Raw genomic sequence first — 11,493 nt, 5'->3', positions numbered from 1 at the left:
CGTACGACACGGGAAACGGCCCCTCGCCGCCTGATCGCCGGTCAGGCCGTCGGTCAGGCCGTCGGTCAGGCCGTCGCTCAGGCCGTCGGGTCGCCGTACCCGCCGTGGGGCTCCTGCCCGTCGTGGCCGCCCTCCAGGAGGGCGCAGACGAAGCGCTCCTCCGTCGCGCGCAGGCGGGCGAGCAGCGCGGGGTCGAGCGTGACCTGACTGGTGACGGAGACCGTCACGGTGCGGCGGCCGTCGGGGGTGGCGGCGGCGAACTGGGTGTAGCCGGGGGTGTTCCCCGTATGACCGAGGACGGTGCCGCAGCGGGTGGTGTAGCGGAAGAGACCGAGCCCGGCGGCGTTCACGCCGGGGCCGGCGGGCTGGGAGTCGCCGGGGACGAACCGCCGCTGGGCGTGCCGGGTCCGTGGCGACAGCAGCGTCGGCCCGGCGTAGCCGCCGATGAAGGTGCTCAGGTCGGCCGGGGTGGAGACGATCCCGCCCGAGGCCCACGCGCCGGAGGCGCTGATCGCCTCGCTGACGTCCTCGGGCTCTTCGCCGGGGGCCGTGGCGTAACCGTGGAGGAAGGGACGGGGCAGCCGGAACCCGGAGGGGAGGCTGGTGTCGCGGAGGTCGAGCGGGCGGTACACCAGCTCCCGCAGGAGGTCCTCGTACCGCCGGCCGGTGGCCTGTTCGGCCATCAGGGCGACGGCGATGTTGTCCGAGTTGGAGTAGGCGTAGCGGCTGCCGGGCGGGAACGCGAGGTCCTCGCCGTAGGCGAACTCCAGCAGACGCCGGGAGACGAAGCGGTGGCGCGGATCGGCGCGGACGATCGCCTGGAACCGCTCGCTCTGGCTGTAGTCGGGCAGGCCGCTGGTGTGCTGGAGGAGCTGGCGCAGGGTCACGGCGTGCCACTCCTCCGGAAGCTGCGGCAGGCGCTCCCCCAGGGTGTCGTCCAGGTCCAGCGCGCCACGGTCCACCAGGCCGAGGGCGACGGCCCCGCTGAACGCCTTGGCGACGCTCGCGATCCGCATGTGGTCGTGCGCGCGGGGCGGGCGGCCGTCGGCGGTGCCGGTACGGGCACGGGTTCCGGTGTCGGTTCCGGTACCGAGGTCGGCGGTTCCTGCGTGGTAGACGCGGCGCACGCCGTCGCGGGTGAGCACGGCGATCGCGCCGGGCGGCCCGCCGGGGGCGGCGACGAGTTCGGCGAGGGCCCGCCGCAGCTCCCGCTCCGAGCCACCGCCGCCGTGCGTCCCGGGAGAGGGCCGCTCGCCGGCCGTGGCGTTCGGCAGGGTCGGCCCGGTCAGCGCGGCGGCGAGGAGCAGGGCGGCGACGGCGGCGCGGCGGGGACGGTACGGGCGGCGGGCCGGGGCGGATCGGGGCATGCGGGACCTCCTGGACGGGCCGGCGAACAGGTGCGCCGACTCGTCCAGCTTCGGCGTACGGCCCCGGGGGCGTCGGCCGGAGCGCGCGATCCTGCGCCACCCGGCCGTGTGGAACCCCCCGGCAGAAGGTTCCGGCACCTGCCCGGCTCGCCCGATCGGGGGATGACGGGCGGCACGGTTCGGGCACCCGCGCGCAGGCGCCCCTCGTCCGCCCGGATCACGGGAAGTACAGGGCGGCCTTCTCCAGCACGTGCCCCGTGAACAAGCCGCCCCACTGGACCTGCCCCCGGTACATCGACGTCCGTACGGCGCCGGGGGCGGTCTCGACGGTGAGGGGGCGGCCGATCAGCGTGGTGCCGAGGATCCGGGCGTCATGCGAGGCCCACCGGGCCGCCTCGGGATGGACGCGCTCGCTCACCAGGGCGGGGAGCACCATCGCCGCGTTACGGGCGCCGGGTATGCCGCGCCGCAGGTCCTTGGCGTACCGCATGGCCCAGACGGTGAACTCCCCCAGGTTCTCCTCGTCGATCTCGTGCACGGCGGCCGCGAAGACGAACAGCTCCACCTTCGTCCCGAACCAGCGCGCCTTGCGGTCGGCGCGGCAGGCGGCCACCACCCGGTGGTCGTTCCACGGCGGCGTGGTCACCGTGCAACCGTCGGCCGTCAGTCGTCGCTGGAGCGCCGCGAGGTAGGCGGCCGCCGGGCCGGTGGTCGGTTCTGACACATGCGGATTCATGCGGGAATCCTCCAACACCCTTGATGCGCAAGGGAAGAGGAGTCGGCCGCATGATGATATGACGGAACGTCAGGTGAGATGCGGCACGGGACCGCACAGCTGGTTCCCCGGTTCGGACGGGTCGTCGCTGATCCAGAACTGGATCCACAGTTCGGTGAACTCGGCCCGGTCGAGGTAGCCGTCCCCGTCCTGGTCGAGGTGGTCGAAGACGTCGGCGACGTCGACGCTCTCGCCGTGCCAGGTGTCGACGAGCCGCCGGTGTTCGGCGGGCGAGATGCGGCCGTCGCCGTTCTCGTCGACGGCGTCGAAGACGGTCTCGGCGGTCGCCGCCACGGCCTCGCGCATGGCGGGCAGCAGGTCCACCATGGCGAGGATCTCGTCGAGGTCGACCCTGCCGTCGCCGTCCGCGTCCACATGGGTCGCGAGGTGGTCCCACCACCCCAGCATCACCGCGTCCACACGGGCGGCCAGTTCGGAGCCCGGGCTCACACGGGGCAGTTCTCTCCACCGTGCCGCGAGGGCCCGGAAGTCGTGCTGGTCGAGATAGCCGTTGTCGTCGGCGTCGAACGCGCGGAACATGCTGACGAGCTTGGAGCGCTGGAAGTCACTTGCCACGGTCGGTCGGCCTTCCTGTCGGATCTTCCGCGATCCTGCCCACCCGCCGGGCCCGCCCGAACGGCGCCCGGTGGCGCGGGAGGGCGCACCCGCCCCGCCGACCGCGCGCCCGCAAGCCCGTTCGGCCGCCAGGGAGGACGGTCATGCCTCCCCGGCCGCGTGTTCGCCGGAGAAGGCCGGAGAAGGAGTGCCGGCAAGAACGCCGTCACCGGCCGCGAACGGGCGGTGTCACGTCGGGCGACGTGCGGCGGGGTCGCGCTGGAACCGATGCGCCAGGCCGCCGGCACGGGGGCGCGTCCGCCCTGACGGGTCGACACCGGCCACAACCAGCCGGTGCGTCGGGTCGACCGCGACCGACGTCACGGGACCGCTCCCCGGGCCATGGTGTCGCCGTGCGGGCCCTCGAAGCCGACATCACCGCGCCCGACCGGGCCACCCGGACCTCGCGCACCGGCCGCCCGCGCCTGGCGACCGCACTCCTGGACCACCACCACGGCCCGGCAAGCGAGTTGGCCGCCCTGTACCACCGGCGCCGGAAGGCCGAGACCGCCTACTACGGACACCGCCGCCCCCCCTCAGTCCCCGAAATCCGGGGCCCTGACAACGGGGCCCGGATTCTTCCCCGCCACGCGAAACGGAGCCGGTCCGAGTTCGCCTACAGCGCGGATACGTCTACCAAGGCAGCGTCACTGTCGCCGCCCTCCTCATCTGGCTCCGCTCGTGAGAAGAGGGAGAGCCTACGCCGGCTCGCTCAGCCGGTCGAGGCGCTCGCGCCGGGCCGGAGCGAGGTGGAGGTCTGCCGCGGCGAGGTTTTCCTCCAGGTGGTCGATCCGGGCGGTGCCCGGGATCGGGAGGATGACCGGCGAGTGGCCGAGGAGCCAGGCGAGCGCGACCTGCGTGGGCGTGGCGCCGATCTCGGCCGCCACGGCGGCGATCTCGGCCTGCGCGCCCGAAGCCCCTGCCGCGACGGGCCGCCACGGCAAGAACGCGATGCCCGCCGCCTCGCAGGCCGTGAGTACGGGCTCGTGCTCACGGTCGAGCAGGTTGTAGCGGTTCTGCACGCTCGCCACGTTGATGATCTCGCGTGCCTGGTCCAGCTCGGTGACGGTGACCTCAGACAGTCCGATCCGGCCGATTTTGCCTTCGGTCTGAAGGTCCCGCAGCGTACCGAGCTGATCGGCAAGAGGTGTCCCGGGATCGATGCGGTGCAGTTGGAGCAGCTCAACGCGCTCAACGCGAAGCCGACGGAGGGCCTGTTCGACCTGGGCGCGCAGGACGTCCGGCCGGCCGTCCAGTCCCCACTCGCCTGAGGAGGCCGATCGCGCGACCCCGACCTTGGTGGTGATGAGAAGCTCGTCCGGGTAGGGGTGCAGGGCCTCAGCAAGGAGTTCCTCGTTGGCGCCCCCGCCGTACAGGTGGGCGGTGTCGATCAGCGTGACACCCAGCTCGACGGCCCGCCTGGCAACCGCAAGGGATGCCTGGCGGTCGACGGCGGGCCCGGTCGGCAGGTGCATGGCTCCGAACCCGAGCCGCAGTACACCCAGATCCCCGCCTATACGAAAAGTCGTCGATGCCATCTACTGTCTCATTCCCCTCGCTCAAGGGGCCACGCTAACAGCGCAGTTGACCATGGTGTCGGTCCATCAGAGAGGTCGAGCGCTCGCCGTGATCAGAACAATGGCCACTGATCGAAGAGAAACGGCCTAGTCGGAGGAACGCGCGATGAGCCTTGCCGGACCGACGGCACACCGCTGCGGTTCTCCCGCACGACACCCGGCCGGACCCACGACCTGACCGCGGCCCGTGTCCACGCCATCGTCCAGGCCTGCCTCACCCGGCAGATCCTCGTCCTCGCGGACCGGGCCTACCAGGGCGCCGGCGTCACCTTCCGCACCCGTACTACCGCCACCGCGAACAGCCCCGCATGACCAGGAGTTCAATCGTGACCACGCCCGGCCGAGAGCCCTCGGCGAACGCGTCTTCGCCCTGCTGAAGTCCTGGCGGCTGCTACAACGAGCCAGATGCTCCACCCGCCGCATCAGCACCATCCAGGCTGTCCACACGCTGCCGACCTGCGACTATGCAGGATGAAAGAGGCTCAGTAAGCATGTGGCGAACGTTTTCGTGAAGCTCGGCATGCCTCCCGACGAGGACAATCGGCGCGTCAAGGCCATTCTGGCCTGGTTCGAACACAACTGAGGATCGGCACGACCGCGCAGGACCTTGCCCGGCAGATCGACGCGACGCGCCCCGCCGGAGTCGCCGAGGAACACGTCCGCGTCGACAAGCGCACCGGCCCGCACATGGACCGCGAGGGCCTGCCCGCGCCGCTCGGCTTCGCCCGGCCCGGCCTGTCGGGCGGCCGGGGAGCGTCCGGCGGTGGGAGAGTGGGCGCATGTGCGGCCGATACGCTTCCACCCGTAGCCCCCAGGAGCTGACCCGGCTCTTCCAGGTGACCGACTGGCAGCCGGAGGAGGCGCTCGAACCCAGTTGGAACGTCGCGCCGACCAACGAGGTGTACGCCGTCCTGGAGCGGGCCCGCCGGGACGGCGGCGGGGAGGAGGTGCGCCGGGAGCTGCGCACCCTCCGCTGGGGGCTGGTGCCGTCCTGGGCGAAGGATCCGAAGTCGGGCGCCCGCATGATCAACGCGCGGGTCGAGACCGTGCACGAGAAGCCCGCCTACCGCCGCGCCTTCGCCAAGCGCCGCTGTCTCCTGCCGGCGGACGGCTTCTACGAATGGGACCCGGTGCGGGACGAGGAGACGGGCCGGACCCGCAAGCAGCCCTACTTCATCCGCCCCGCCGACGGCGAGCCGATGGCCATGGCCGGCCTCTACGAGTACTGGCGCGACCCCGACGTCACCGGCGACGACGATCCGGCCGCCTGGCTGGCCACCTGCACGATCATCACCACCGAGGCCACCGACGCGGCCGGGCGCGTCCACCCCCGCATGCCCCTCGCCCTCTCCCCCGACCACTACGACGCCTGGCTCGACCCGCACCACCACGACACCGACGAGCTGCGCGCCCTTCTCGCCCAGCCCGCCGGCGGGCGTCTCGACGCCCGCCCCGTCTCCCTCGCCGTGAACAACGTCCGCAACAACGGCCCCGAGCTGCTGGACGCCCCGAGCTGAACGCGGCCGCGGCCCGGGTGGGGCGGAGCGGTCTCCGCCCCACCTGGACGAAGAGGCCTCAGCCGACGAACTCCTCGTCGCCGTACCGCACCCGGACCGTGTTCCAGTCGACGCCCAGATCCTTCGTGAACTTCCGGGCCAGGGCCAGGTCGTCGAGCGGGGCGACGAGGATCAGCCGCCCGTCGAGGGTGGTCGAGCCGCCGCCGAGGCGCTCCCGGGCCTCGGCATCGGCGAGGAGCGCGTCGTGCAGGCGGGTCGGGGCGACACCGTCGGCCTCGATCCGCACCGCGTCCGCCTCCGGGGACGCCCTCGGCAGACAGCGGAAGGTGAGCACCGATTCCTGGTGGTACTGCTTGGCGACGACGCCGGCGATGTGGCGGAGCCCGTCGCGGCCGACCCTGTCGACGTCGAACTCGCGTGAGCGCTCGTACGTGGCCCGCTGGAGCTCCGACGACCAGAAGACCCCTTCCAGGAGCGTGGAGGCGCCGGGCCTCGCCCCGTGGGCGCGGATGATCCGCCGCACCTCGTGGCCGAAGCGGGTGAGCCGGGTGTCGAGGCGGGGGTCGGCCGGATCCGTGACGATCTCCGTGTTGTCCGTCGCGAAGATCTCCGCCTCGGCCGGGCACGCGCCGCCCGCGGGCCGCGCCTCCGTCGCGTTCCCCACGCCCGAGAGGCCCAGCGTGAGGGCGCCGACCACGACCGCGACACACGTCCGCCTGTGCATGATGATGTCGTTCACGCCGCGCCCAACGAGCCGGGGCCGCATGGGTGGCACGGTGTTCCGCCGGACCGGTGAACGACACCCCGGTCCGGTCTACCCCCTCTCCGTGCCGTGGGCCCGGCCGCCGCCGAAGCGCCGGGCGGACTTGTCCTCCTGCGCCAGTCGGCGCAGGGCGAGCAGGGCGGGTTCGAGGAGGACCGAGACGAGTACGGCCCTCTCCGCCCGGGCCAGGAGGTCGCGCTCGCCGTCCAGCTGCCGGAGGTCCAACTCGGCGGTTTCGTCCGCGAGTCGGGCGTAGGGCAGCAGGCTGCGCCAGTCGATGTCCGCGCCCAGGTGTCCGAGGGCGGCGAGGACCTCGGCGAGGGTGCGGGTGGCCGGGTTGCCCGGGGACACGTCCCATCCCATCGCGCCGATCAGGTCGCGTGCTTCGGCGAGACCCTCCGATGCCGCGTCCGCGTCCGTTTTCGAGTCCGGGTCCGGGTCCGTCTTCGAGTCCGGGTCCGCCGCCGGCGCTGACGCCGCCGACGCCGGCTCGGCCCGCGCCTCCTTCGCCGGACGCACGCCCAGCACGATGCCGAGGACCTGGTGCGGGTCCTCCTGTTCGGCGGTGATCGCGTCGAGGATCTCCTTCGTCGCGCCGGCCGAGAGCCCGCGCGTGCCGATCAGCGTGCGGATGAGCCGGAGCCGGCGGACGTGGTCCTCGCCGTAGTCGGCCTGGTTGGAGGCGGTCGCCCGGCCCGGCGGCAGCATCCCTTCGCGCAAGTAGTACTTGATCAGGGGCACTTGGACGCCGGTACGGCGACTCAGCTCGGAGACCTTCATCGGTTCGTTCCCTCGGCAATGGATAGCGGATAGCGCTATTATCTATTCTGTCGCTGCAGCGGCGCCCTGCCCGTCGTGGCCACGCTCACGCCTGCCATGACCCACGCGCGCAACCCCACTCCCTCCGAGCACCCGGACACCCGAGCACCATCCACCGGAAGGAATCCCCTCCCATGTTCGGCACCCTCATGCTCCTCGCCGCACCCACCCTGCTGTTCCGGCTGCTCGGCGCGCTGGGCGTCGGGCGGTTCGCGACCTGGCGGGTCTCCGTGCTGCACGGCCTCGCGGTCATGCTGGTCTTCACGGCGAGCGCGCACTTCGTCCCGTCCGCCCTCGGCCCGATGCCCGGCCACCAGGACCTGGTCGCGATGGTCCCGTCGTTCGTACCGTTCCCCCGCTTCGCGGTCTACGCGACGGGCGTCCTGGAACTCGCCGGCGCCGCCGGGCTGGTCCGGGAGGCGACCCGCCCGGCCGCCGGCCTCGGCCTCGCCGTGCTGTTCGTCCTGATGCTCCCGGCCAACATCCACGCGGCCGTCTCCCACGTCGACTTCGCCGGCGAGCCGGCGACGCCGCTGTGGTTCAGGATCCCGGAGCAGCTGCTCTTCATCGGCATAGCGCTGTGGGCCCGCGCCCCCCACGGCGCGGCCCGTCGCGCCCGCGTCACGGCAACGAGCGGGTGAGCCACACCACCTCGCCGGCGCCCTCCTCCACGGAGACGCGGTCCCGCTCGAACCCGAGCTTCTCCAGGACGCGCAGGGACGGCGTGTTCCACGCGCCGACGGTCGACCAGAGCCGCTTCCGTCCCGTGGCGACCGCGGCGTCGAGCACCGCGCGGGCCGCCTCGGTGGCGTAGCCCTTCCCGTGCGCGTGCCGGAACAGCTCGTACGCGAGCTCCGGCTCGTCCACGGAGGCACGGCCGACGATCAACCCGCAGTACCCGATGAAGTCCCCCTCCTCACGGCGCTGGATCGGCAGCAGGGCGAACCCGGTGGTCTCCGTCCCGGCGAGCAGGCTCACGATGCCGGCCCGGGCGCGCTCGACGGTGAAGGTCTCCTTGCCGCGCTCGTCGAGGAGGGCACGGAACTCGTCGGCGTCCGACTCGGCCCACGGCCGGAGGAACAGCCGCTCGGTCTCCAGGTGGAACGCCATCGTCTCGTAGGTAGCCATGGGCCTCACTCTGCCCCACGGCTCCCGGGCACCACGACGGCAGGGGCACGGTCCGGACTCCTCGTGCCCCTTCTCGGCGGGAAGGCCGCGCCCGTGGACCTCACCGGACGCGCGGTGGTCGTCACCGGGGCGGGACGCGGGTCCGGTCGCGCGCCGGCGTGGCGGGCGGGACGGCCGGGCGCGCGGGTGTGCGCGTCCGCCCGCTCCCCGGACACGGCCCGGAAGGTCGCGCCGTCGCCTCGGGGGCCATCGGCACCCTGCTGACGACCCGCCACTTCCCGCCGCCGCCGCGCGCCTCCGCGGGTGCGGACGTGGTCGACCCTGTCTCCTCGGCGATCTCCGGTCAGGCGGTCCGGAGGAGTGCGAGCTGGTGGTCGACGGCCGCGGTGACCCGTGGTGCGTCGTCCGTGGCCAGGAGGTCCAGCAGGGCGCCCCGCAGGACGGCCAGCGCCAGGGTGCGGCGGGCGGCCCCCTGCTCGCCGTCGCGTTCGGACGGGGGCTGGCAGGCGGCCAGGGCCGTCAGCCAGTCGTCGACCGTCGCGCGGGCGAAGCCGGCCCAGGCGCCGTCCGGCTCGACGAGGGAGCGGGCGTACGCCTCGGCCCAGAGCCGCAGCAGGGGCCGGTGTTCCGGCGCCGCCAGCCACGCCCAGACCCGCTCCACGGCCGGCCCCAGGCCGACGGGGGCGTCCGGGCGCCTGGCCCGGTCGAGGAGCGTCACCTCGTCGGCGCGGGCGCGCGCCAGGAGCGCCCGGACCAGGCCGTCCTTGCTGCCGAAGAGGAAGAGCAGGACGCGCGGACTGGAGCCGATGGCCTCGGCGAGCGGCCGCAGCGACAGATCGCTCAGGCCGTGGGCGAGGGCGTACGCGTACGCCGCCTCCAGCAGCTCGGTCTGGCGGGCGGACGGGGTTGGCGTTTCCTGGGGCACGGGGCTAGCCTAACGTAACTGAAACGAGTGTTTCAGTACGAGATCGATCACGTAGGCCGGGAGAGCGGTTCATGACGCAGCAGAACGAGGAACGAGTCGTCGTACGCCGTGCCGACCACCCCGGTGACCTGGGGTGGGTCGTGATGGCCCACGGCGAGGGCTACCACCGGCAGTTCGGCTGGGACACCGACTTCGAGGCCCTGGTCGCCCGGATCGTCGCCGACTACGGAACGCGACACACGCCGGCCCGCGAGGCCGCCTGGATCGCCGAGCTCGACGGCCGGCGCGTGGGCTGCGTCTTCCTGGTCGCCGGCGAACACCCGGGCCTGGCCAGGCTGCGTCTGCTCCTCGTGACCCCGGAGGGTCGGGGCCTGCGCCTCGGGACCCGTCTGGTCGCGGAATGCCTCTCCTTCGCCCGCGAGGCGGGTTACGAGCAGGTGACCCTGTGGACCAACGACGTCCTGGTCGCGGCCCGCCGGATCTACCAGGGCTTCGGCTTCACCCTCGCCGACGAGGAACCCCACCACAGCTTCGGCCGGGACCTCGTCGGCCAGAACTGGACGCTCGACCTGACCCGAGCGGTGAACTCGCCGACCGAGTAGTCGCGTTCGGGCTTCACGTACAGTTCGGGGGCGAGGGCGCGGCATGGCTCCCTCGCCTGACGGCCGGGGGGGCTTGCGGGTGGACACCGAGCGGTGGTGGGTCGAAGGGTGGGCCGTGTCCCGGCGGGCGCCGGAGCCGGTGGACGTGCCCTGGGGGCTGCGGATCGACGTCGGGCAGGCGACCCAGACGGTCCGGCACGTCCTGCTCGGCGGCGACGGTGCCGGTGGCGCCGACCGGGTCGCCGTGCGCGCCCGTGCGCTGATCGGCACCGTCACCGAACCCACCACCTGCGTCAAGGCGTTCCTGCCGGCGGAGGTCATGGAGCGCTGGTTCCCGTCCGCGTGGGAGCCCACCGATCCCTGTTTCCTGATGGCCGTCGACCTGCGTCCGTCCCGTGCGCGGCTCGCGGACGGGTACGCCCTCACCGTCGAGAGCGACGGCGGGGTCACCTCCGTGCGCGTCCTGACCTCCGGCGGGGAACTCGCCGCGTGCGGCCGGACCGGGACGCCCCGCGGTGGCGGCGCGTGCGTCTTCGACCAGATCGTCACCGAACCGGCCCATCAGCGGCGCGGCCTCGGCACGGTGGTGATGGGCGCGCTCACCGAAGCGGCCGTCGCGAGCGGGGTGTCCACCGGCGTTCTGGGCGCGACCGTCGAGGGACGGGCGCTCTACGAAGCGCTCGGATGGAAGGTCCTCTCCCCGCTGAACGGGTTCGTCTACCGGCCCCGCCCTCCCGTCGGGCCGTGACCACGACCGGGGCAAAGGCGCCGCTCCAGGGCCTCGGGCAGCGGGTACGCGCGCTCCGCGGGGAGCAGGTGCCTGGCCTTGGCGGCCTGACCGGTCCGCATCATGGACTCGGCCCTGCGGACGTTCGGGGTGAGGTCGGTGAGTTCCACCGTCCACTCCTCGGCGTACGTCCGCGTCAGACCACGTCCGATGCCGACCTGGATGCTGTAGTGGTTGAGCGCCGCCCCGCGCGCCGAGCGCTCCGGGTCCCACTGCACGTGTACCGGCGCCCGGGCCACCGCCGCCGGGTCCTCGGTCGTCAGCACCGCCCGTGACAGCGCCTCCTCCCATCCCTCCCGGGTGATCCGCACGGCCAGCACCCGCTCCTGGCCGGTCTTCCGGGCCCAGTTGCTGCGGTGCATCAGCCACAGGAAAGACGGCTTGATCCATGTCATCCGCCGGAAGGAGAACGGCTCGACGAAACGCCCCGCCCGCAGCGCCGCGTCGGCGATGGCGGGCGGGTACGCCTGGTAGACGACGATCGTGCGGGCGTCGTAGTCGGCCCGTATCCCGTGCTGAGGCATCGCCATACGCCGCACCCTGACAGCCGTCGCGGGGCCGCGCGAGCGGATTTCCGCTCCACCGCCGGGGACCGGAACGCTCCCCCGGTCCCTGACT

Annotated in this window: 13 protein-coding genes and 1 pseudogene; 5 read left to right on the top strand and 9 right to left on the bottom strand. The window is 73.1% G+C overall.

Going from position 1 to position 11,493, the window contains the following annotated elements; all coding sequences use genetic code 11:
* Positions 1-77: 77 nt before the first annotated feature.
* The 4 genes from ACFQ8C_RS24350 to ACFQ8C_RS24335 all read right to left on the bottom strand — a co-directional run bounded on the left by ACFQ8C_RS24350 (position 78) and on the right by ACFQ8C_RS24335 (position 4,295).
* Complete coding sequence (locus tag ACFQ8C_RS24350) at positions 78-1,367, bottom strand: serine hydrolase domain-containing protein (protein ID WP_383461279.1); 1,290 nt, start codon at positions 1,365-1,367, stop codon at positions 78-80.
* A gap of 217 nt (positions 1,368-1,584) precedes the next feature.
* Entirely contained in the window at positions 1,585-2,091 is a 507-nt protein-coding gene (locus tag ACFQ8C_RS24345; protein ID WP_383461276.1) for a hypothetical protein, read from the bottom strand.
* Between the two features lie 81 nt (positions 2,092-2,172).
* Positions 2,173-2,718, bottom strand: coding sequence for an EF-hand domain-containing protein (locus tag ACFQ8C_RS24340; protein ID WP_383461273.1), 546 nt, complete (start codon positions 2,716-2,718; stop codon positions 2,173-2,175).
* Positions 2,719-3,455: 737 nt separating this feature from the next.
* Positions 3,456-4,295: an aldo/keto reductase gene (locus ACFQ8C_RS24335; protein WP_383461271.1), complete on the bottom strand. Its 840-nt coding sequence runs from the start codon at positions 4,293-4,295 to the stop codon at positions 3,456-3,458.
* A 156-nt stretch (positions 4,296-4,451) separates the two neighbouring features.
* On the opposite strand from ACFQ8C_RS24335, the pseudogene ACFQ8C_RS24330 reads away from it, so the two are divergent.
* Positions 4,452-4,809, top strand: a pseudogene (locus ACFQ8C_RS24330) (transposase family protein); the annotation flags it as partial.
* A gap of 304 nt (positions 4,810-5,113) precedes the next feature.
* Positions 5,114-5,851, top strand: a complete 738-nt coding sequence (locus tag ACFQ8C_RS24325; protein WP_383461268.1) for an SOS response-associated peptidase — start codon at positions 5,114-5,116, stop codon at positions 5,849-5,851.
* A 58-nt stretch (positions 5,852-5,909) separates the two neighbouring features.
* On the opposite strand, the gene ACFQ8C_RS24320 is transcribed toward ACFQ8C_RS24325, so the two are convergent.
* Together ACFQ8C_RS24320 and ACFQ8C_RS24315 are read right to left on the bottom strand one after the other, a co-directional pair.
* The gene (locus ACFQ8C_RS24320) at positions 5,910-6,575 is read right to left on the bottom strand and encodes a hypothetical protein (RefSeq protein ID WP_383461266.1); all 666 of its coding nucleotides are present in this window, start codon (positions 6,573-6,575) and stop codon (positions 5,910-5,912) included.
* A gap of 90 nt (positions 6,576-6,665) precedes the next feature.
* A complete protein-coding gene (locus ACFQ8C_RS24315) occupies positions 6,666-7,394 on the bottom strand; it encodes a MerR family transcriptional regulator (protein ID WP_383461263.1) in 729 nt (242 codons plus the stop codon).
* 173 nt (positions 7,395-7,567) lie between these two features.
* Between ACFQ8C_RS24315 and ACFQ8C_RS24310 the strand changes: the two genes are divergently transcribed.
* Positions 7,568-8,074, top strand: coding sequence for a hypothetical protein (locus ACFQ8C_RS24310; protein ID WP_383461260.1), 507 nt, complete (start codon positions 7,568-7,570; stop codon positions 8,072-8,074).
* Here the strand turns inward: ACFQ8C_RS24310 and ACFQ8C_RS24305 are convergent.
* Both ACFQ8C_RS24305 and ACFQ8C_RS24300 read right to left on the bottom strand, forming a co-directional pair.
* Positions 8,055-8,561: a GNAT family N-acetyltransferase gene (locus ACFQ8C_RS24305; protein WP_383461259.1), complete on the bottom strand. Its 507-nt coding sequence runs from the start codon at positions 8,559-8,561 to the stop codon at positions 8,055-8,057. The two genes, ACFQ8C_RS24310 and ACFQ8C_RS24305, sit on opposite strands and share 20 nt — an antisense overlap.
* Before the next feature lie 343 nt (positions 8,562-8,904).
* Positions 8,905-9,486: a TetR family transcriptional regulator gene (locus tag ACFQ8C_RS24300; RefSeq protein WP_383461257.1), complete on the bottom strand. Its 582-nt coding sequence runs from the start codon at positions 9,484-9,486 to the stop codon at positions 8,905-8,907.
* A 71-nt stretch (positions 9,487-9,557) separates the two neighbouring features.
* Here ACFQ8C_RS24300 and ACFQ8C_RS24295 point away from each other — a divergent pair, with 71 nt between their 5' ends.
* Positions 9,558-10,088: a GNAT family N-acetyltransferase gene (locus ACFQ8C_RS24295; RefSeq protein WP_383461256.1), complete on the top strand. Its 531-nt coding sequence runs from the start codon at positions 9,558-9,560 to the stop codon at positions 10,086-10,088.
* A gap of 79 nt (positions 10,089-10,167) precedes the next feature.
* Positions 10,168-10,836 (top strand): GNAT family N-acetyltransferase, encoded by a 669-nt coding sequence (locus ACFQ8C_RS24290; protein ID WP_383461253.1) that lies wholly within the window; start codon positions 10,168-10,170, stop codon positions 10,834-10,836.
* Here the strand turns inward: ACFQ8C_RS24290 and ACFQ8C_RS24285 are convergent.
* Complete coding sequence (locus tag ACFQ8C_RS24285; RefSeq protein ID WP_383461283.1) at positions 10,806-11,399, bottom strand: DUF4291 domain-containing protein; 594 nt, start codon at positions 11,397-11,399, stop codon at positions 10,806-10,808. The two genes, ACFQ8C_RS24290 and ACFQ8C_RS24285, sit on opposite strands and share 31 nt — an antisense overlap.
* Positions 11,400-11,493 lie beyond the last annotated feature (94 nt).

The sequence above is a fragment of the Streptomyces sp. NPDC056503 genome (genome assembly GCF_042794995.1).
In the GTDB taxonomy this organism is placed as follows: domain Bacteria; phylum Actinomycetota; class Actinomycetes; order Streptomycetales; family Streptomycetaceae; genus Streptomyces.
This window is presented reverse-complemented; position numbering and strand designations above follow the sequence as displayed.

Coding starts and splice junctions, on each gene's coding strand:
- ACFQ8C_RS24350 (WP_383461279.1), bottom strand. CDS start 1,367: ATGCCCCGATCCGCCCCGGCCCGCCGCCCGTACCGTCCCCGCCGCGCC.
- ACFQ8C_RS24335 (WP_383461271.1), bottom strand. CDS start 4,295: ATGGCATCGACGACTTTTCGTATAGGCGGGGATCTGGGTGTACTGCGG.
- ACFQ8C_RS24325 (WP_383461268.1), top strand. CDS start 5,114: ATGTGCGGCCGATACGCTTCCACCCGTAGCCCCCAGGAGCTGACCCGG.
- ACFQ8C_RS24320 (WP_383461266.1), bottom strand. CDS start 6,575: ATGCACAGGCGGACGTGTGTCGCGGTCGTGGTCGGCGCCCTCACGCTG.
- ACFQ8C_RS24315 (WP_383461263.1), bottom strand. CDS start 7,394: ATGAAGGTCTCCGAGCTGAGTCGCCGTACCGGCGTCCAAGTGCCCCTG.
- ACFQ8C_RS24310 (WP_383461260.1), top strand. CDS start 7,568: ATGTTCGGCACCCTCATGCTCCTCGCCGCACCCACCCTGCTGTTCCGG.
- ACFQ8C_RS24305 (WP_383461259.1), bottom strand. CDS start 8,561: ATGGCTACCTACGAGACGATGGCGTTCCACCTGGAGACCGAGCGGCTG.
- ACFQ8C_RS24295 (WP_383461256.1), top strand. CDS start 9,558: ATGACGCAGCAGAACGAGGAACGAGTCGTCGTACGCCGTGCCGACCAC.
- ACFQ8C_RS24285 (WP_383461283.1), bottom strand. CDS start 11,399: ATGCCTCAGCACGGGATACGGGCCGACTACGACGCCCGCACGATCGTC.